This is a genomic window from Bacillus cereus group sp. MYBKT111-2 (assembly GCF_051915205.1).
GTDB classification, from domain to species: Bacteria; Bacillota; Bacilli; order Bacillales; family Bacillaceae_G; genus Bacillus_A; species Bacillus_A paranthracis.
Window position 1 is genome coordinate 923092 of the sequence record NZ_JBQAEG010000001.1, and the last position, 19157, is coordinate 942248.

A 19157-nucleotide genomic window follows, 5' to 3' on the forward strand; every position below is an offset into this window, starting at 1 on the left:
ACAAATTCCACTAAGTAGGTTACAATAGGAGAGGATACATAATTAGTAGGGAGGCTTTACATATGAAAGATCCACGCATTGAAAAGTTAGCATACAATTTAATTAACTACTCTATTCGCTTACAAAAAGGCGAAAAAGTATTAATTGAAAACTTTGGCTTACAAAAAGAACTTGTAACTGCACTTGTTAAAGAAGCATATGCAGCTGGTGGTTTCCCATTCGTTTCTTTAAAAGATCATCAAGTAGATCGCTCTTTATTAATGGGTGCTACTGAAGAACATTTTGAACAAATCGCAGCCTATGAAGCAAACGTAATGAAAGATATGGACGCTTATATCGGTCTTCGCTCTGGCGATAACATTAACGAACAAGCTGACGTGCCAAGTGAAAGAATGCAAATTCACGGTCAAACAGTTGGTAAGAAAGTTCATAGAGACATTCGCGTTCCAAAAACACGCTGGGTTGTTCTTCGCTACCCAAATGCTTCTATGGCGCAACTTGCAAAAATGAGCACAGAAGCTTTCGAAGACTTCTACTTCGAAGTTTGTAACTTAGACTACGGTAAAATGGATAAGGCAATGGATAGCCTTGTTACATTAATGAATAAAACTGATAAAGTTCGCCTAACTGGCCCTGGAACTGACTTAACATTCTCTATTAAAGACATTCCAGCAATTAAATGCTCTGGTCATTTAAACATTCCAGACGGTGAAGTATACTCTGCACCAGTTCGTGATTCTGTTAACGGTACAGTTTCTTACAATACACCATCTCCTTACAACGGTTATACATTTGAAAATGTACAACTTAAGTTCGAGAACGGCCAAATCGTTGAAGCAACTGCAAACGATACAGAACGCATTAACAAAATCTTCGATACAGACGAAGGCGCACGCTACGTTGGTGAGTTCGCAATTGGCGTAAACCCATACATCTTACATCCAATGGGAGATATCCTATTCGATGAAAAAATCGATGGCAGCTTCCACTTCACTCCTGGACAAGCTTACGACGATGCTTGGAACGGTAACAACTCGAACATTCACTGGGATTTAGTATGCATCCAACGCCCTGAATACGGCGGCGGCGAAATTTACTTCGACGACGTACTAATCCGTAAAGACGGACGCTTCGTTGTACCTGAATTAGAAGCTTTAAATCCAGAGAACTTAAAATAATAAAAAACGCTCGGGATTTTTTCCGAGCGTTTTTTTATCTTCACTCTATATTGAGCTACTTTTCTCACTTTTTGTTTGCTGGAAGTGAAAATAATACAAAAGCGCCACTGCAATAGTACCAATCAATATAGGAACATATAAAGGCAGATCCCATTTCATATATACTCTAGTGCAACCAACAAGTACAAATAATATTTCCAAGCAAAACAAAGGTTTTACATATTTCATTTCTTCCCTACCATTTCTATTTTCACATGTGGATTCTCTTTTTCTACAAGTGATAAAAACTGCTTCATATGTTGCGGCATCGCAACCATATGTACTTTGTATGCATTCGTCGTAATTTCAAGGTAGTTTCCAACTTGACTAACAACTCTTATATCTTTTAATACAACATCATCATTTAAAATACCGTACTTTAATACACCATCTTCTACTTTATGCTTTTTAATAAATACTTCCCAAACGAGTGGTACATTAACAAGGAAGCATAAACTCATCCCAATTAACGCTGTCATCCACTGCTCTTTATTTGCGACAATCATGACGAGTGGATACACAAACATAAAAGCTAACGTGAGACAAACGAAAATGACTACTGACTTACTTCTTTGAATCGGAAAATTCATACATGCACCCCCTAACCTAAATTATACCACTTTTTCCATTTTAGTTCATAAAAAAAGGCCATTTCTATATGACCTTCTTAAACAATATATCTATAAAATTTCTTATCCACCTGCAACACTGGAAAACTTTTTGGCAACTCATCTATACTCACACTTTCAAAACCATTCTTTTCATAAAAGCGATGCGCCGCTAAAAATTTCACTGTCGTTCCTAAGTAAATATCCTTCAGCTTTTTATTCTCAGCCCACGAAATTGCTGTTTGGAGCAACTTATGTGATGCACCCCACTCTTTTCCCCGAAATTCTTTTTTTACGAACATTTTTCTTAACGCTACTTGATGATTCCCAATATCTAATAAAGCTACTGTTCCAACTACTTTACCATCATAAATTGCTACCCAAAAGTTGCCATGATTCCTTTGATAAAATGTTTCTATTTCAAGCAGGTCCGGCTGCTCTTCTTTCATAATGGGGACATTGTACTCTTTTTGCTGAATATGAACGATAAGGTTTACTACTTCCTCTTGAAATGTACTTTCATACGGAACAATATGAATCTTCTCGTTCATCGAATCTCCTTCCATTCTGAAGCTAATAAACTATATACAGCGATATCGTGGAAGTGATCGTATAGCCATTCTTCATCTCTTAAAATACCATCTAACTTAAATCCTAAACGCTCTGGGATCGCGCGGCTTTTCACATTTTCAACACCGCATCTAATTTCCATTTTATTTAATTTTAAATTCTCAAATGCATAGTGAAGTACAGCCTTCACGCTACGCGTCATAATACCTTTCCCGCCAGCATCTTCTGCAAGATAATACCCAAGACTCGTCGCTTTCTTCCCCCAGCTCACTGGATGAATGCCTACCATCCCAACGAGCTTTCCTTTGTAACGTATACCACTTTCAAAACCGTCTCCCTCTGCAAACTTCTTTAACCACATCGGAAAAATTTCATCATAAGCATCAGCAGATTTCGTCCCATCTACCCAAGGGAGCCATCTTCTTAAATGAGTACGGTTTTGATTTATTAATTGATATAGTTCCTCTTTATGATGTTTTTCTAGTAATTGTAGTTCGATTTCGTCATCTACCCGGAGTGTGAACATGTTTTTTAGCTCCCTTTTTATTTTTCTTATTATTCTAACATTTCTAAGCAAAAAATGTTAAATATTCACACTTTCTTTTGATTTTATTTGTATAAAACCTGATGAACACAATACTCCCGTAATAACCAATAGCATCCCAATACATTGTGCGGGTGCTATATTTACTCCCTCTACAAAAGAAATAATCATTGTAACTACAGGCACTAGATTAAAAAATAAAGATGTCCTTGCTGCACCAATTTGAGCAATTCCATTATTCCACCATAAGTAACCTAGCACACTCATTCCGATTGCCATAAAGAGAATCGCTCCCCAAGCTAATAGGGTGATTTCAAAAAGTGGCACTGTACTTTTTTGCGTAAAAGACATGATGGTAAAGGCAAGAGCACCAATAGTCATTGTATAGGTTGTAGTCTGTATTGGGCTCCCAGTTTTAATAAACTTTCTGCCTAGTACACCGTATAACGCCCAGCAAATATTTCCTAATAAAATATAAAAATCCCCTTTTGAAAATGATAAATTTTGTATTGCGATAAACGAACCTTTCGTAAGCACAAAAACAACACCAATTAGTGCAAGTAACATTCCAATACCTTGACGCTTTACTATTTTCTCCCGTAAAATGACACTTGCTAACAGCGTCGTAACAAGCGGGTTTGTCGCCATAATAAGTGCACCATTCATAGCTTCTGTATGTTTCATTCCTAAAAAGAAAAAGAAGTTAAAACCGAATACACCAACAATGCCTAACAAAAGGTAATAGATCCTGTTTTGCCTCCATACCTCCACCTCAAAATCTTTTCGTATTTTTAACAGACATAACATCACAAATGCAGCAATCCCAAAACGCCATGCTGCTATATGAATCGCTTCGAAATACTGCACCGCATATTTCGAAGCATTAAATGTTCCACCAGTAAATATCGCAAATCCTAATAACTGCGCATATACTTTATTTTTCATTGTCGGCCTCCAAGTCTTTTCCTTCTAGAAAACCGTAATAGATTTCTAACTTCTCTTCTGTTAGCTGGACAACTTTTCGCAATTGTTCTTGCTGTTCTTTTAATCTTTCTAAATGAGTTGTTAAAATTAAAATTCTCTTTTTTACTTTCGCTGGCACTTCCTCTTTCCTCTGCCTAATTTCCTCTATAATGCATCCATCACTTGCAAACTCAGCCATCTCTTCTAATGACATTCCAGTTTGTTTTAATGAACATAAAAATTTTAATAGGCGCACATCACCTTCTGTATATTGACGAATCCCGCTATTTCGCGTTGGTGGTGGTAATAATCCTAATTTCTCATAGTAACGCAAAGTATGAATACCCATCCCTGTTAATTCTGCTACTTCACCGATTTTATACATGTTCTCTCCCCCTTGTTTTTACATATTCATCTTACAACCTAGAGTTAGCTCTAGGTCAATACAGAAATAAAAATCCGCTATATATGATTGATATCTAGATATGAATCGTATATAGTTAAAGTATGGAAAAAAATGATAATTTTATAATTCAATTACGTAAAGGTGTTTTTGATCTCGCTATTTTATCCTTAATAAGTAAACAACCTATGTACGGATACGAAATTACAAGTGCATTACAAGAAATCCCTGTATTTCATATCCCCAATGGCTCGATTTATCCTATATTAAATCGAATCACGAAAAACAATTGGGCTGTTTCCTATTGGGAAGAGTCTGGTGATGGCCCAAAAAGAAAATACTATCGCATTACAGACGAAGGGAGAGAAATTTTACATAGTCGCTTACATGATTATGATGCCGTGTATCAAGCTCTAATGTTACTAGCTAAAGGAGAGGATAAAAAATGAACAAGGAACAATTCTTTGCAAATGAACTCATTATTTCTTTCTTACACGATTTTCAGAAAGGTTTAATGAACTTACCTACATCAGCACGCGAACAACATGTGCTAGAAATTAAATCTGATTTATACGAAAATGCATTAAGTAAAGAAAGTGAAGGGATACCATCAGGAGTCATTCCTTCACAAGTGATTGCAGAATTTCTTCCTCCAAAAGAACTAGCAAAGGAAATTGCAGTAGAATATACAGATGTGATTGAAAAAGCACATCAATCTACGAATACATTTATTAAATACTTTACAGGATTTTCAATTGCTCCACTTGGCGCTCTATCAATACCGATTGTACTTGGTTTTATCAACATTTCAGCTTGCTTGCCATTTTTACTAGCCTTTATCGCGAGCAACATTTGGTTTATTTGTAGAGAAAATCATTGGAATACAAGTCAATTAAAGTTTTTAAAAACAGTTATTTCCTTTAGTACTAGCGTTTTAATTGCCCTTCCATTTGGATTTTTCGCGATTCGAATTATGATAACAAAACAATTCGATCTGTTTTCATTCTATTATTTAATTGGATATGTACTTTTTAGTTTACTATATATCGTTTTCTTAAAACAAAACTATAAAAAGAACAATACGCACCAACATATCAACGCTTTTTAACATATATCTAACACAACAAAAAAGACGCACAGCTAAGCTATGCGTCTTTTCTATTACTTCTCTGCAACTTGAACTTCTTTTACGTAAGCTGCTTCGAATTTTTGGATGTCTCCTGCGCCCATGAAAATGAGAACGCCGTTTTTATGTTTCTTTAATACATCCGTTGTTGTATCTGTAATTAATTCTGCACCGTCAATACGCTTTTGCAGATCTTCGATTGTTAATTCACCTTTGTTTTCGCGCGCTGATCCGAAAATATCACATAAGTATACTTGATCAGCTTTGCTTAGGCTTTCAGCGAACTCATCTAAGAACTTTTCTGTACGTGAGAATGTGTGCGGCTGGAATACAGCGACAATTTCACGCTCTGGATGTTTTTGACGAGCGGCTTCAATCGTTGCATTAATTTCTGTCGGATGGTGTGCGTAGTCATCAATAATAACTTGCTCTCCCATCGGCTTCTCATTAAAGCGACGTTTTACGCCTTCAAAAGTTGTTAACTGATGCTTAACTGCTTCTACATCAACATTTTCATAATGGCAAAGCGCGATTACTGCTAATGCATTTAATACGCTGTGATTGCCGTATCCTGTAATTTTGAACGTGTCATAGTACGTATTACGAACGAATACATCGAAAATAGTACCATCTGTTCTCTTTTGAATGTTACGTGCTTGGAAATCATTATCTTCTCCAAATCCATAGAAAATAACAGGTACTTTCGCTTGAATTTTTTGAAGTTCTTCATCATCTCCACATGCAATAATGCCTTTTTTCACTTGCAATGCCATCTCTTGGAATGCACTGAATACATCATTGATATCTGTGAAATAATCTGGATGATCAAAATCAATGTTTGTCATAATCGCATAGTCTGGATTGTAAGACAAGAAATGACGACGATACTCACAAGCTTCAAATACAAAATACTTACTATTTTCTACCCCATGCCCTGTTCCATCTCCAATAAGGTAAGATGTAGGGTGTGCACCTTGCATTACATGGGCTAACAAACCAGTTGTTGATGTTTTTCCATGTGCACCAGTTACAGCAACACTTGTGTATTGGTTCATAAGGTCACCTAAGAAGTGATGGTAACGATGTACTGGGATGTTTAATTCTTTTGCTGCTACGATTTCTTCATGCGTATCAGGAAATGCATTTCCTGCAATAATCACTTGTCCTTCTTTTACATTATTTTTATCAAAAGGAAGAATCGAGATACTACGCTTTTCCAACGCTGTTTGTGTAAAGAAACGCTTTTCATAATCAGACCCTTGAACAGTATGCTTCATGTCATGAAGAATTTGCGCTAATGAACTCATTCCTGTTCCTTTAATTCCTACAAAATGGTAAACTGTCATCTTAAAGAACCTCCAACATTTCGAACTAATACAACGGCCTATCTATAAGACAGTATATGAATCTTTTCTTATTTTGGTAATCATCATACATTTTTGATGTAGTGAAGTTATTCTTCCCTTCACTTATCAGGATAAACTCGTACGTACTTCTTTTTTATGTCCATAACAAATCCATTATAGCAAAAAAGAAGCCGCTATACTATGATAACAGAAAAACTGATAGGGTCAATCACCTATCAGTTTTTCTCTCTCTTACATATCTTCTCTTTTTTCTAATTGAACACGTTCTAGACGTGGGTTTGGACGATATTTGCGACCAGCTTTCGCCTCTGGTTTTCCATTTAATTCTACGTTATCACCAGTAAAGCCAATATTCATTTTTAATAAGCTACTTCCTACTCCGTATATATCAACAGGTACGTTTTGAGCTTCAAATTCACGAATACGTTTCTCATCAAATCCACCAGTTACAACGATGTCTACATGCTGGAATCCTTCTTCATCAAGTGCTTTACGAAGTGCGAATACAAGCGATGGGTTTACACCACGTGGATCGAATGTTCCAAGTACTTCTGGGTGGCGAATGAAGTATTGATCAATCATCGTGCGAGACGTATCTACACGTACACCTTTTAATGTTGATCCAAATTCACGTGCTACGCGAAGTGCATCTGTAATGACATCATTGTTGTAATCAATTAATACAACTAATTCATCTTCTGGGAATTTTTTATGATATGCTTTTGCCGCTTCCACAACATCACCATTAAACATTTGAATTAATGCGTGAGGCATTGTCCCCATACCACTTTTGCCCCACCATTCATTCATCGCATGCGTCGCTTGTGCGCTCATACCACCGATGTATGCTGCATAACCGTCACCAGCTTGTTGTGTATAATGATCATCACGGTCTCCCATGAAAATAACTGGTTTTTCTTTATCTACGCTACGCGCAGCTTGGACAACGTTATATACGTTTGTTGCAACCGATGTACGACGAGCTAAAATCCCATCAATAACACCTTCTAAAAATCCGAAATTTTCATAAGGACCATGAATTGTTAACACTGTTTCAAATGGACTAATTTTATCGCCATCTTTTAAAGAGTTAATCTCAAGTTCCTCAGGATTTTTAGCGAATGTTTGTAGCAATGCAATAACTTCATCTGTTCCGCAAAGAACTGCATTTTCCTTTTGGAAAAATTGCATCGTTACAACACTTTTCGGGCGAAATTCTTCGATGATTTCTCTAGTCTTTAAAAAGTAAACGGCAGAGAACCAACCTTCTCCAACGCGTTCGTCAAATTTAAATGTTTTATTTGTTAGTCTATTTATTTCACCTTTTAATTTTAATTCAATTTCTTTCATGTCGCTTTACTCCCTACTTTACTATCCAACATTTTCTCTTAGTATACAGCAAAACCGTTTACTATACATTTGTTTCCTGCATAGCGGCAAATTCATCCTCAGAAATAAGGACATCTCTTGGCTTCGTTCCTCGTGCTTCAGAAATAATTCCTTGCGATTCCATCTCTTCAATGAGACGTGCCGCGCGATTATAACCGATGCGGAATTTTCGCTGTACAGAAGATGTGGACGCTCCCCCTTGTTCTACAACAAATTGACATGCATCAAGGAACAATTCGTCTTCCGACTCAGCCTGTTCTGTTTTCGCTAATAAATCCTCTTGCTTAAATAAGTAATTCGGCTTCATTTGCTTTTTCACATGATCAACTGTCTTTTCAATCTCATCATCCGATACATATACACCTTGTACACGAACTGGCTTAGACGTACCGTTCCCTAAGAATAACATATCACCACGGCCAAGTAATTTCTCCGCGCCCCCAATATCAATAATCGTACGCGAATCAACTTGAGATGATACAGTAAACGCAATACGCGTTGGAATGTTCGACTTAATTAAACCTGTAATAACATCTACAGATGGACGCTGCGTCGCTACTAATAAATGAATACCACAAGCACGTGCTTTTTGCGCAATACGACAAATCGCTTCCTCAACATCACCAGGTGCTACCATCATTAAATCGGCTAGCTCGTCAATGACAATAACGATATAAGGTAATGTCTCTCCCGGAATTTCTCGCTCACTTACAATCGTATTGTAACGGGTTAAATCACGAGCTCCTGCGTGCGCAAATAATTCATAACGGCGCTCCATTTCTTCAACTGCCCATTTTAATGCAGCTGTCGCTGCTTTTACATCCGTAATAACAGGTGCTACAAGATGTGGAACAGAATTGTATGGTGCAAGCTCAACCATCTTCGGATCGATTAACATTAACTTCACTTCATGTGGTTTCGCTTTATATAAAATGCTCGTTAAAATGGCGTTAATACACACACTTTTACCTGAACCTGTTGCACCTGCAATAAGTCCGTGTGGCATTTTTCGAATATCCGTTACAATTGGATCACCTGAAATATCAAGTCCAAGCGCAACCGTAAGCGGTGATTCACTCTTTGTAAACACAGGACTTCTTAAAATTTCACGAAGAAATACTGGCTTACTTTCTTTATTGGGAACTTCGATTCCAATCGCACTCTTCCCTGGAATCGGCGCTTCAATACGAATATCTTTCGCAGCTAAACTTAGCTTAATATCATCACTTAAGTTTGTAATTTTATTTACTTTTACACCTGGGTCTGGCTGTACTTCAAAACGAGTTACTGCTGGACCTTGCGATACATTAATAACATGTGCGCCAACGTGGAAATTATTAAACGTTGTATCTAATAATTCTTTCTGTTCTTCCAACCATTCCGTATTATCTAACGCTGCTTGCTGCGGAATCGATAGTAATGTTAATGATGGAATCGTATACGTCGGTGGCGTTTGCAATACATTGCGCACATCATTCTCTCTTTGATTTACAACATATGCTTTCTCTTCTACTTCCGTACTTGAAATTGGCTTTTGTACTTGCTCTGCCACTACTTGTTGTACTTGCTGCACTTGTGGCTCCACTACTTGCTGCATTGGCTTTTCTTCCACTTGTGGTTCCACTACTACTTGTTGCATTGGTCTTTCTTCCACTTGTGGTTCTACCACTACTTGCTGCACTGGTTGTTCTTCCACTTGTGGTTCCACTACTACTTGTTGCATTGGTTTTTCTTCCACTTGTGGTTCCACTACTACTTGTTGCATTGGTTTTTCTTCCACTTGTGGTTCCACTACTACTTGTTGCATTGGTTTTTCTTCCACTTGTGGCTGTTCTTCTACTTGATGTACAGGCTTATTCTCTACTCGTTCACTCATAGAAGGTTGCATTGCATTCGTTCTAGCCGCATGTCTTTCCATTAATCGCGTTCTGTCTTGTTTCAACATAACAACATTAAATGGTACGTGACGCTTTTTCTCACGTTTTGGTTCTTCTTTTTGTACAACTGTTTGTTCTTCTACGACTGGTGCTTCTTCTGCAACTGGCTGTTCTTCTGCAATCGGTGCTTCTTCTACAACTGGTTGTTCTTCTACGACCGGTGCTTCTTCTGCAGCTGGTTGTTCTTCTACGACCGGTGCTTCTTCTGCAGCTGGTTGTTCTTCTGCAATCGGTGCTTCTTCTACAACTGATTGTTCTTCTACGACCGGTGCTTCTTCTGCAACTGGTTGTTCTTCTACGACCGATGTTTCTTCTGCAACTGGTTGTTCTTCTACGACCGGTGCTTCCTCTACAACTCGTTGTTCTTCTGCAATTAAAATATCCGCAAAGCTTTGAACATCTTTTTTCGTTTGTTCATCAGCCTCAGCAACATGTATGCATTCATTCTTTTGTTCAATTGCTTTATTTAACACCATTTCTTGTTGCATTTCCTCAAGTGCTACAGGTTCGGCTTCTTCTGGTTCTTCTGTTTCTGCAATTACTTCTACTTCTTCTAACTCTTCAGCTTCTGCAATTACTTCTACTTCTTTTGGTTCTTCTGTTTCTGCAATTACTTCTACTTCTTTTGGTTCTTCTGTTTCCGCAATTACTTCCACTTCTTCTGATTCTTCAGCTTCCGCAATTACTTCTACTTCTTCTGACTCTTCAGCTTCCGCAATTACTTCTACTTCTTCTGACTCTTCAGCTTCCGCAATTACTTCTACTTCTTCTGACTCTTCTGTTTCCGCAATTACTTCTACTTCTTCTGACTCTTCAGCTTCCGCAATTACTTCTACTTCTTCTGACTCTTCTGTTTCCGCAATTACTTCTACTTCTTCTGACTCTTCTGTTTCCGCAATTACTTCCACTTCTTCTGGTATTTCTACAACAATTGTTTCTTCAAGTTTTTCTTCTGCTTTGACAATCACTGATTCTTCTGGTGCTTGTTTTTCTACTTCAATAGTAGGTTGTTCTATTTCTGTACTACGTTTCATTTCTTCTGATAATATTGTATCCTCGTGCTCTACTTTAGAATCTACTAATTCCTCTTGTAGAATGTGTTTGTCCACTACATCACTTTCTTGCTTCGCACCTTCCATGCGCTCAGCAATTGTTTCATGAAGTAATTCAGCCGCTGGAACTTCCTGCGGTGCACTCATTTCTTGAACCACTTCTTTTTCTTCTACTATAGGCTCTTGGCGTTCGATTTCATAACCGTTTTTCTCTAGCCATTGATCGACAACTGACTTTTCTTCCTTTTTACTCTCTTCATATTGTCGCTCTCCTTGCTCGTTAGCAGCTCCATGACTAGAAGAAGTCGGTGCTTGTCCATCTGAGAAATCAGATAATGTATATCCTTTTTTCTCTAACCATGCATCAACGACTGATTTGCCCTCTACAGATATTTCAAGGTCTTCTCTTTCCTTTACTTCCTCCTGCTTTTCTTCCTTTTTCTCTACTGAAGGACGATTATATCCGTAAATTGGCGAAATCATTTCTGTTGGACGAAATGGTCTACGGTTACTTTCTTGCGCTGGTGTAGATGCTTTCTTTACGACAGGTTCTCGCTCCGGTTCATATTGCATTTCCGGTTCTTCATATGTAGAAACTACCTTCTCCACATACTGTCGTCTGCTTCTTTCCACTTTGATTCCTCTTTGAATAGGCTCATTTTCATATGTTACAGCTTGAACAGGTTGTTCTTCAAAATGCCCTGTTTCTATAACATCCTCTTCATCGAACCCATTATCCGGTACTAATGGAAAACGGCATTTACCTGCATTCCTACTTGCCATTTGTGCTTCTCTTGCTTCAGTGTAGTGGTTTACACGAGGAATTTTCGGCTGACTTTCAACTTGCTTTGGTACTTCTTTATTCATCGCTGTTTGTTCTTCCTCTTTGTTAAACAGCTTTTTCATCCAATCTAACATGCTTACCACTCTTTCTACTAAATAGTAACATCCTTTATTGTATCAGCATTCGGCAAAAAGTGCAGGTAAAATTAAGCATGTCATATTTATCCATAATATTCTAATTTACGATTGTTTTCATATAGAAAAACGCACCCTTACATGTAAGACTGCGTTTAAGCTTTACTCTTCCAATATTCATCTACACTATCCGTTACACTTTGCACCGGCCTCAAAGTTTTTTATAATTGTTTTATAATCTCATCTATATTTCCAATATGAACGGGTTGCCACACTTCTGTACCACGCTCTGCCGTATACACTGGATACGCATCATCATCGATATTCACGAAAACTGGGTCTCCCATATCTGTTTCATATCCAATAACAATCCATTCATCTTTCCATTTTCCGTGTTCTTTACTTATTAATGAATTTTTATGTTTATCATATCGATAACCAATTTGTCCTTTTTCTAATTCAATTTCACTAAACAAATATATCTCATAAGTACCTAACTCGATATCTTGCTGTTTTGAAGTTTCAATTCGTTTCAGAAGTTCTGCGATTTTTGGTTGTTGTTTCATACGTCTATCCCCTTCTATTTTTCTAAATTTTAACTAGATTGTTTATAAAATACAATATAGATTTTGTGAAAAAAGGTGACATCCTTATAATATGAATGATTTTTTGAATATATCTGTCACAACTCGCAATATATCAACGATTTTTCAAATATATCTACCGTAACTCGCAATATATCAACGATTTTTCAAATATATCTATCATAACTCGCAATATATCAACGATTTTTCAAATATATCTATCGTAACTCGCAATATATCAACGATTCGACAATGAATATCGACTTACCGACAAAAGATGACAAAACGAAAAGAGAGGCTGCCCAAAAGGACAACCTCTCTTTTCTTATATCAATTAAAATTTAAACTCTTGTCCAACTTCAAAGCTATCTTCTAATACAAGAATACCTTTTTCTTGTGGAGCATCTGGAAGCTCTAATTCACGTGCTGAACAAATCATTCCAGCAGAAGGAACTCCGCGAAGCTCAGCTGGCTTAATTAACATACCGCTTGGCATTACAGCGCCGATTTTTGCAACGACAACTTTTTGTCCTGCATCAACGTTTGGTGCGCCACATACGATTTGTAATGTTTCTGTACCGATTTCTACTTTACAGATGTTTAGCTTATCGGCATTTGGGTGTTTCTCTTTTTCAGCTACATAGCCTACAACAAATTTCGGAGAAAGATCTGCTTCTACTGTTTCTTCAAAGCCGTTCTTCGCTAAAATTTCGTTGATTTTTTCTACAAGTTCTTTCGTTAACGTAAGGTTACCTGTTTCTTTTACTTCTAAGTAAGAAGATGCATTAAAGATGTTGAATCCTGCTGTTACATTGCTTTCACGATCGTATACGCGTGCAACATCTCCTTTGCGATCAAAAGTACGGTTCTCTAAAGTAATATCTTGTAAGGCAACAATTAAAGTGTCACCAATTCCTTCAAGGTTGTAAAAAACGTTCACTTCGTTCATCCTTTCTCTTTTCCATCTGTCTTCTTCCGATTCTTCGCTAAAATAAAGATTGGTTCAAAGTCCCCATCTTCATATACGAATGAAAGTGATGTAATCGGAACATGCCCTTCGGCAAAAAATTTCATTGTCATTTGTGCAATAATATCATAACCGATTTCGTTGACGATATCAGCAATAATTAATACATCTTGGTGAGGAACAGCAACAACCATGTCACCAGAAATCTTTTCACGCATCGATTGTAGTAATGATTCGTTTAAAATACGCGTCGCATCATACCCATCATTTGTGTTTAAAAAGTAGAATGTATTACCTGCTACTGTGTCTTGTTTAAATTCATAACTTAATGAGCGAGCGTTGAATAATGCCATTTCACGTACTTGTTGCTCTGTAAGCCCTAATTTTTGTAATAAACGCTCGTCAATGAGACGATATGTTTTATTCGAATCTAGCGCATAGTAAATACGTGTTTCCGCCGTATGATCCGTCATAATAAACGGATTTCCTTCTTCTGCTTGTTTCGGGAAAGAAGTAGAGCGAATAACAGGTAAAATTTTCGCCGCGCTATTTTCTTCCTTATGCATCGCAATTAACGCTTCTTGTACGTAATAGGCAACCTCTTCGATTGCTTTTTCTTTATTCACTTCCCATTTTGCCACAACTCCTGGAAGCGATACGTTAATACCTTTTTTCGAGTCTTTCTGTTCTATACGTAGAACCTCTTTCTCGCTATCATACTGAAAGTCCCATTCCGGGCGAGATAATTTCTTCATTAACTCGTCTTTCATCTTTTTACTTGTCATCTTCATCTCTTTTTCCTCCCTTCCAAAAAAATAACCTCCCCCGCGAAGGTAGAGGTTGTTTTACAATTCAATTGGCAAATTGCCTTATTTTAAACCTTCAATGAACTCTTCGATTTGTTCTTGTGTTTTACGATCTTTGTTTACATAGCGACCTGTTTCTTCACCTTTATTGTACGCTACAAAGCTCGGAATGCCAAATACGTCTAATTTTACGCATAGATCAATAAACTCATCACGATCTACGTAGTAAAATGAGAAATCACTATATTTCTCTTCTACTTCTGGCATAAATGGATCTACAAAGCGGCAGTCTGGGCACCATTCTGCTGAGAACATAAAGACTACATTCTCTTCATTTTTTAACTCTTGGAATTGCTCCATGCTTTCTAATGATTTCATCTATATTTCCTCCTCTAACGAGTGCATTTTTCATGTTATAATCTTTCTTTTATACTACCATACATCGCGCACGGTGCAAGGTTTATGCTTGTTTTTCATCATACTTATATTGCCCAACAAGTAACTTAACAACATGTACAAATAATTCCGTGCGGTCCACATAATCATCCGTAAAAATACCGATAGCACCTTCATGACTACGAATATCTTTTCTCTGTACAAACTCTTCCATCACTTCACTTAACTCTTTGCCATCTTCAAGAGGTGCTAAAAAATCATCTGGTAACGTAATACGTGCTCCGCCGGCAACGAACGTTTTACCATCACTTGTTGCTAGCGCGCCCCAGTTACACATAAATAAACCGTGCTCCGTTTTCATTACGCCGCCTTCTAGTCCAATGCCAATTTGAGCTTCCCCTTCCTCTAGCGCCCGCTTCGCTCTATTGATCGCTCCTTGCATCGTCTCTTCATCTGAAAACGGTTGTGCTGCTACTCCTGAAGGAACAGAAAGAGATGTAATTGTAGCATCTTTCCAAACCTTCTCCACAGCTCCAACCTTCGTTTTATTCTTCGATCCAACTACTACTTTCATTTCATTCACCTCTATAAAAATTTATCATTTTCCCTTAATCAAATTGTTCTTTATACACGGGAGCACGGCCACCACACATCGCTTGTTTGTCTCTTCACTCTGAAAAAGAAGAGTTTTTCTCACAACATTGCAGACCTCGAACCCAAAAGCAACCTTACTCTCACTTCCTACCTGGGGTTTTAATCCCCGTACGAGAATCAATTAAGCACTGACCGCTACCATATATCGCTCGAGCATCTATTCAATCCAAAAAAAGAAAGGCTCTTCAGCCCTTCTTCTCTACGCGTTATTCTTAATTGTCTCTAACGTCGTTTTATCTGTTGCTCTTACAAGCTTCGTAATTAACTCTTTTGCTGCTGCATAGTCATCAACATGTAAAATAGAAGCATGTGTATGAATGTAACGTGCGCAAACACCAATCACTGCTGATGGGATACCTGAGTTACTTGTATGTACACGGCCCGCATCTGTACCACCTTGCGAAATAAAGTATTGGTACGGAATGTTATGTGTTTCTGCTGTATCTAAAATGAATTCGCGCATTCCTCTATGCGTTACCATCGTACGGTCATAAATACGAAGAAGAGCACCTTTTCCTAATTGACCGAACTGTGTTTTATCACCAGATGCGTCGTTGGCTGGACTTGCATCAAGCGCATAGAAAATATCTGGTTGAATCATATTTGCAGCAGTTTGAGCACCGCGAAGACCAACTTCTTCTTGTACAGTCGCACCAGAGTACAATGTGTTTGGTAATGTTTCGTCTTTTAATTCTTTTAGTAATTCGATTGCAAGGCCACATCCATAACGGTTGTCCCAAGCTTTCGCCATAATTTTCTTTTCGTTTGCCATCGGCGTAAACGGGCAGATTGGCACGATTTGTTGTCCTGGTTTTACACCAATTTCAATCGCATCTTCATAGCTATCTGCGCCTATATCAATTAACATATTTTTTATATCCATCGGTTTTGCACGTTGCGCGTCACTTAATAAATGAGGAGGGATAGAACCAACAACCCCAATAACAGGACCATTCTTCGTCATAACTTGAACGCGCTGAGCTAATAGTACTTGGCTCCACCAGCCGCCTAACGGTTGAAAACGAAGCATTCCGTTTTTCGTAATTTGCGTAATCATGAAACCTACTTCATCCATATGACCTGCTACAAGAACACGCGGGCCAGTTTCGTCCCCTTTTTTCAGACCAAATACGCTACCTAAACCGTCTTGTACAATTTCATCTGCATATTTGCTTAATTCTTGCTTCATAAAACGGCGTACATCATGTTCGAAACCTGATGCACCTTGTAATTCTGTTAACGTACGAAATAATTGTAATGTCTCTTTATTCACGAAGTCCCCTTCTTTCAAACCTTAGTAGAATACCTCTTTTATTGTAACGAAATTTTCGAAATGTTTCTAGTTTCTTCTTTTTTAGCTGTATTTGATTTATAATTATTATCGGTACACTATTTTTATTTTATAGAATTGAGGTGAATATATGAGCTGGAAAGGTTTAGTAGCAGGTCTTGGCGTTGGATTTGCAGCTGGTTATTTCGTTGCAAACAAAGTACAAGAACAATCCCATATTTCTTCAGAAAAAGCATTGAAAATGGTAAAACAAGCATTAAGTCATAAAGGTGAAATTACTGGCTCTTGGGTACATATGGTTCCAGAGACATTTGAAAAATATGATGTCGCGTATGAAGTGTATCGCGGCGGTCTTACAACGATGTTAAATGATATACAAGAACGATTTGAATTTTTAGTTGATGCTAAAACAGGTACTGTTCTAGAGGTTATAGCAGCATAAACAGGAGGGTTCCCATTAGGTGAACCTCTTATTTTTTAATTGCAGATAGTGCTTGAAATTATATCGGCGTTTTTTCGAATATATCGGCTGCAACTCCAAATATATCAGCGATTTTTGAAATATATCGACCGTAACTCAAATTATATCGGCGATTTTTGAAATATATCGACTTACCGACAAAAAACGACAACAAAAAGGAGACTGCTCCAACAGACTGCTGGAACACCCTCCCATTTTTATGCTTCTATACCCGTTTTCCGTTCTATTTTTTCTACAATATACCCTTCCTCATTCCACTTTACTGCACGGTAATACGCGTCATGATAAAAAGTGAACCAAGCATCCTTTTCAGCTCCATACTTCATCCACTTTTTCTTATTTTCAATCGATGTCATCGGATAATCATCATAAGCCATGACCCATAATACATTTTGATGAGCGTGCGTCGGCAATAGGTCTGCTAAATGCAGCATCGTTTCCCCTTTGCTTTCTAAAGCAATCACTGCGTGTCCGTCACTATGGCCGCCCGTATGCGCCATTTTTATTTCATCCGTAATTTCTATTTCTTGCTGAAACGTAACAACTTGATCTACAATCGGCTCCCAATTTTCCTTCCAATATGTATTACGGGATCTAATATTTGGATTTCTCATTTCATTCCACTCTGTTTCACTTACGTAAACTTTTGCATTTGGAAAAGTTGGTACAAGTTGATCACCTTCCCATTTCGTTAAACCAGATGCATGATCAAAGTGAAGGTGCGTCATTAAAACGTAATGAATATCTTCAGGCTTTAGTCCCATCTTTTCTAAAGAATTCTCAACTGACGACTCTTCCGTTACACCTTGATTCCGCTTCATCTTTTCATTCAATTTACCATTTCCTATACCAGAATCAATGAGCATGTTGCCATCTTTCGTTTGTAAAAGTAACGGATCTGTTCGTAAATAAATATGATTTGTATCATTATGTTTATATTTACGTGACCAAAGTACTTTCGGCACAACGCCAAACATTGCTCCTCCGTCTAAATGTGTGTTCCCACCTTTTAGCCACGTCACTTTTATATCTCCAACTTGTAACTGTTCCATTTTTCATCCCCCTTTTCTTTTAATACTAACATAAAATTCTGATTATTTTAGACACAAAAAAACCTATGCATTACTGCATAGGCTCTGTACGATATTTTGCTTCTACTCGGTAAATGCGATGACCTTTACTAGAGAATTTCTCTTCGTACTCAGTCATAATGTTACCTTCAAAGTCGCTGTTATGAAGATCTAAGCTTAAGTAAGTTAGTAACATACCATACTCCGCCATACTCATAAGAGAATATTCAAATAAACCTTGGTTATCTGTTTTGAAATGAATTTCTCCGCCTTCTACTAACACTTCTTCATAATTGCGTAAAAACGTTTTGTACGTTAAACGACGCTTCGTATGACGTTTCTTTGGCCATGGATCTGAGAAGTTTAAATACACGCGATCAATTTCACCTTTTGCAAAGAAAACTGTTAAATCTTCAGCATCTTTATTAATTAACTTTAAGTTCGGTAATTCTTCTTCAATTAATTTATCAAGTGCATCTACAACAACACTTGTGAATTTTTCAATTCCAATATAATTAATATGTGGATTGGCTTTTGCCATATCATACATAAAGCGGCCACGACCTGTACCTACTTCGATGTGAATGGGTTGCTCATTTCCAAATACTTCTTTCCAGTTACCAGCGCGCTCCTCTGGGTTTCCGATTACGATATGTGAATACTCATTAATTCGATCCATTGCATATGGTTTATGTCTTAAACGCATAGATGTTTCCCTCTCTTTACATAGCTATTTTAAAGGAATAATTCCTTCTTTCTGTTTTTAATCAATCTACCAAACAAAAAACCAAGTACGTACGAGCACTCGGTCCGT

At 37.6% G+C, this 19157-nt stretch carries 21 protein-coding genes; 4 read left to right on the forward strand and 17 right to left on the reverse strand.

All coding sequences use genetic code 11. The features are described from left to right. The first annotated feature begins 62 nt into the window (after window positions 1-62). Window positions 63-1178, forward strand: coding sequence for an aminopeptidase (locus ACTFNE_RS04900; RefSeq protein ID WP_046198194.1), 1116 nt, complete (start codon window positions 63-65; stop codon window positions 1176-1178). A 45-nt stretch (window positions 1179-1223) separates the two neighbouring features. Here ACTFNE_RS04900 and ACTFNE_RS04905 read toward each other — a convergent pair whose 3' ends face one another. From ACTFNE_RS04905 to ACTFNE_RS04930, 6 genes are all read right to left on the reverse strand, one after another. Next, window positions 1224-1406: a hypothetical protein gene (locus ACTFNE_RS04905; RefSeq protein WP_000878351.1), complete on the reverse strand. Its 183-nt coding sequence runs from the start codon at window positions 1404-1406 to the stop codon at window positions 1224-1226. Continuing rightward, complete coding sequence (locus tag ACTFNE_RS04910) at window positions 1403-1807, reverse strand: PH domain-containing protein (RefSeq protein WP_270706436.1); 405 nt, start codon at window positions 1805-1807, stop codon at window positions 1403-1405. The genes ACTFNE_RS04905 and ACTFNE_RS04910 overlap by 4 nt, the downstream gene beginning before the upstream one ends. A gap of 77 nt (window positions 1808-1884) precedes the next feature. Beyond that, window positions 1885-2376 carry a GNAT family N-acetyltransferase gene (locus tag ACTFNE_RS04915; RefSeq protein WP_001003093.1) on the reverse strand — a complete coding sequence of 164 codons (492 nt, stop codon included), beginning with the start codon at window positions 2374-2376 and terminating at the stop codon, window positions 1885-1887. Beyond that, window positions 2373-2921, reverse strand: coding sequence for a GNAT family N-acetyltransferase (locus ACTFNE_RS04920; RefSeq protein WP_270706434.1), 549 nt, complete (start codon window positions 2919-2921; stop codon window positions 2373-2375). The genes ACTFNE_RS04915 and ACTFNE_RS04920 overlap by 4 nt, the downstream gene beginning before the upstream one ends. A 57-nt stretch (window positions 2922-2978) precedes the next feature. Further along, window positions 2979-3884, reverse strand: coding sequence for a DMT family transporter (locus ACTFNE_RS04925; RefSeq protein ID WP_270706432.1), 906 nt, complete (start codon window positions 3882-3884; stop codon window positions 2979-2981). Further along, entirely contained in the window at window positions 3874-4287 is a 414-nt protein-coding gene (locus ACTFNE_RS04930) for a MerR family transcriptional regulator (protein ID WP_270706431.1), read from the reverse strand. Before ACTFNE_RS04930 ends, ACTFNE_RS04925 begins: the two co-directional genes overlap by 11 nt. A gap of 122 nt (window positions 4288-4409) precedes the next feature. Between ACTFNE_RS04930 and ACTFNE_RS04935 the strand changes: the two genes are divergently transcribed. Together ACTFNE_RS04935 and ACTFNE_RS04940 are read left to right on the forward strand one after the other, a co-directional pair. Next, window positions 4410-4754 carry a PadR family transcriptional regulator gene (locus tag ACTFNE_RS04935; RefSeq protein WP_000414143.1) on the forward strand — a complete coding sequence of 115 codons (345 nt, stop codon included), beginning with the start codon at window positions 4410-4412 and terminating at the stop codon, window positions 4752-4754. Further along, window positions 4751-5413, forward strand: coding sequence for an HAAS signaling domain-containing protein (locus ACTFNE_RS04940; protein ID WP_270706429.1), 663 nt, complete (start codon window positions 4751-4753; stop codon window positions 5411-5413). The genes ACTFNE_RS04935 and ACTFNE_RS04940 overlap by 4 nt, the downstream gene beginning before the upstream one ends. 53 nt (window positions 5414-5466) lie before the next feature. Here ACTFNE_RS04940 and murC read toward each other — a convergent pair whose 3' ends face one another. The 9 genes from murC to ACTFNE_RS04985 all read right to left on the reverse strand — a co-directional run bounded on the left by murC (window position 5467) and on the right by ACTFNE_RS04985 (window position 16774). Continuing rightward, entirely contained in the window at window positions 5467-6777 is a 1311-nt protein-coding gene (gene murC, locus ACTFNE_RS04945) for a UDP-N-acetylmuramate--L-alanine ligase (protein WP_046198199.1), read from the reverse strand. A gap of 252 nt (window positions 6778-7029) precedes the next feature. Beyond that, window positions 7030-8148, reverse strand: a complete 1119-nt coding sequence (locus ACTFNE_RS04950; RefSeq protein ID WP_000658369.1) for a nicotinate phosphoribosyltransferase — start codon at window positions 8146-8148, stop codon at window positions 7030-7032. Window positions 8149-8209: 61 nt separating this feature from the next. Next, window positions 8210-12094, reverse strand: coding sequence for a DNA translocase FtsK (locus tag ACTFNE_RS04955; RefSeq protein ID WP_439997962.1), 3885 nt, complete (start codon window positions 12092-12094; stop codon window positions 8210-8212). Window positions 12095-12315: 221 nt separating this feature from the next. Continuing rightward, a complete protein-coding gene (locus tag ACTFNE_RS04960) occupies window positions 12316-12660 on the reverse strand; it encodes a thiamine transporter (RefSeq protein WP_270706373.1) in 345 nt (114 codons plus the stop codon). Between the two features lie 352 nt (window positions 12661-13012). Then, a complete protein-coding gene (gene ytpR / locus ACTFNE_RS04965; protein ID WP_001006769.1) occupies window positions 13013-13627 on the reverse strand; it encodes a YtpR family tRNA-binding protein in 615 nt (204 codons plus the stop codon). Further along, a complete protein-coding gene (locus tag ACTFNE_RS04970) occupies window positions 13624-14436 on the reverse strand; it encodes a DUF1444 domain-containing protein (protein WP_046198202.1) in 813 nt (270 codons plus the stop codon). The genes ytpR and ACTFNE_RS04970 overlap by 4 nt, the downstream gene beginning before the upstream one ends. A gap of 78 nt (window positions 14437-14514) precedes the next feature. Beyond that, the gene (locus ACTFNE_RS04975) at window positions 14515-14829 is read right to left on the reverse strand and encodes a thioredoxin family protein (RefSeq protein WP_000838192.1); all 315 of its coding nucleotides are present in this window, start codon (window positions 14827-14829) and stop codon (window positions 14515-14517) included. 82 nt (window positions 14830-14911) lie between these two features. After that, window positions 14912-15421, reverse strand: a complete 510-nt coding sequence (locus ACTFNE_RS04980) for a DUF84 family protein (RefSeq protein ID WP_046198203.1) — start codon at window positions 15419-15421, stop codon at window positions 14912-14914. A gap of 279 nt (window positions 15422-15700) precedes the next feature. Next, window positions 15701-16774: a M42 family metallopeptidase gene (locus tag ACTFNE_RS04985; RefSeq protein ID WP_002170155.1), complete on the reverse strand. Its 1074-nt coding sequence runs from the start codon at window positions 16772-16774 to the stop codon at window positions 15701-15703. Window positions 16775-16922: 148 nt separating this feature from the next. On the opposite strand from ACTFNE_RS04985, the gene ACTFNE_RS04990 reads away from it, so the two are divergent. Then, window positions 16923-17234, forward strand: a complete 312-nt coding sequence (locus ACTFNE_RS04990) for a PepSY domain-containing protein (protein ID WP_000118540.1) — start codon at window positions 16923-16925, stop codon at window positions 17232-17234. A 236-nt stretch (window positions 17235-17470) separates the two neighbouring features. On the opposite strand, the gene ACTFNE_RS04995 is transcribed toward ACTFNE_RS04990, so the two are convergent. Beyond that, on the reverse strand, window positions 17471-18325 hold the full coding sequence (locus ACTFNE_RS04995) for a YtnP family quorum-quenching lactonase (RefSeq protein ID WP_270706371.1): 855 nt from the start codon (window positions 18323-18325) through the stop codon (window positions 17471-17473). A 70-nt stretch (window positions 18326-18395) separates the two neighbouring features. Continuing rightward, entirely contained in the window at window positions 18396-19049 is a 654-nt protein-coding gene (gene trmB, locus ACTFNE_RS05000; RefSeq protein ID WP_001239380.1) for a tRNA (guanosine(46)-N7)-methyltransferase TrmB, read from the reverse strand. Window positions 19050-19157 lie beyond the last annotated feature (108 nt).

What these genes read in the sequence shown, in the direction of transcription:
- ACTFNE_RS04920 (WP_270706434.1), bottom strand. Translation starts at nt 2,921, where the DNA reads ATGTTCACACTCCGGGTAGATGACGAAATCGAACTACAATTACTAGAA.
- ACTFNE_RS04930 (WP_270706431.1), bottom strand. Translation starts at nt 4,287, where the DNA reads ATGTATAAAATCGGTGAAGTAGCAGAATTAACAGGGATGGGTATTCAT.
- ACTFNE_RS04935 (WP_000414143.1), top strand. Translation starts at nt 4,410, where the DNA reads ATGGAAAAAAATGATAATTTTATAATTCAATTACGTAAAGGTGTTTTT.
- ACTFNE_RS04910 (WP_270706436.1), bottom strand. Translation starts at nt 1,807, where the DNA reads ATGAATTTTCCGATTCAAAGAAGTAAGTCAGTAGTCATTTTCGTTTGT.
- ACTFNE_RS04990 (WP_000118540.1), top strand. Translation starts at nt 16,923, where the DNA reads ATGAGCTGGAAAGGTTTAGTAGCAGGTCTTGGCGTTGGATTTGCAGCT.
- ACTFNE_RS04970 (WP_046198202.1), bottom strand. Translation starts at nt 14,436, where the DNA reads ATGAAGATGACAAGTAAAAAGATGAAAGACGAGTTAATGAAGAAATTA.
- ACTFNE_RS04950 (WP_000658369.1), bottom strand. Translation starts at nt 8,148, where the DNA reads ATGAAAGAAATTGAATTAAAATTAAAAGGTGAAATAAATAGACTAACA.
- ACTFNE_RS04995 (WP_270706371.1), bottom strand. Translation starts at nt 18,325, where the DNA reads ATGGAACAGTTACAAGTTGGAGATATAAAAGTGACGTGGCTAAAAGGT.
- ACTFNE_RS04975 (WP_000838192.1), bottom strand. Translation starts at nt 14,829, where the DNA reads ATGAAATCATTAGAAAGCATGGAGCAATTCCAAGAGTTAAAAAATGAA.
- ACTFNE_RS04925 (WP_270706432.1), bottom strand. Translation starts at nt 3,884, where the DNA reads ATGAAAAATAAAGTATATGCGCAGTTATTAGGATTTGCGATATTTACT.
- ACTFNE_RS04915 (WP_001003093.1), bottom strand. Translation starts at nt 2,376, where the DNA reads ATGAACGAGAAGATTCATATTGTTCCGTATGAAAGTACATTTCAAGAG.
- ACTFNE_RS04940 (WP_270706429.1), top strand. Translation starts at nt 4,751, where the DNA reads ATGAACAAGGAACAATTCTTTGCAAATGAACTCATTATTTCTTTCTTA.
- murC (WP_046198199.1), bottom strand. Translation starts at nt 6,777, where the DNA reads ATGACAGTTTACCATTTTGTAGGAATTAAAGGAACAGGAATGAGTTCA.
- ACTFNE_RS04905 (WP_000878351.1), bottom strand. Translation starts at nt 1,406, where the DNA reads ATGAAATATGTAAAACCTTTGTTTTGCTTGGAAATATTATTTGTACTT.
- ACTFNE_RS04900 (WP_046198194.1), top strand. Translation starts at nt 63, where the DNA reads ATGAAAGATCCACGCATTGAAAAGTTAGCATACAATTTAATTAACTAC.
- ACTFNE_RS04960 (WP_270706373.1), bottom strand. Translation starts at nt 12,660, where the DNA reads ATGAAACAACAACCAAAAATCGCAGAACTTCTGAAACGAATTGAAACT.
- ytpR (WP_001006769.1), bottom strand. Translation starts at nt 13,627, where the DNA reads ATGAACGAAGTGAACGTTTTTTACAACCTTGAAGGAATTGGTGACACT.
- ACTFNE_RS04955 (WP_439997962.1), bottom strand. Translation starts at nt 12,094, where the DNA reads ATGTTAGATTGGATGAAAAAGCTGTTTAACAAAGAGGAAGAACAAACA.
- trmB (WP_001239380.1), bottom strand. Translation starts at nt 19,049, where the DNA reads ATGCGTTTAAGACATAAACCATATGCAATGGATCGAATTAATGAGTAT.
- ACTFNE_RS04980 (WP_046198203.1), bottom strand. Translation starts at nt 15,421, where the DNA reads ATGAAAGTAGTAGTTGGATCGAAGAATAAAACGAAGGTTGGAGCTGTG.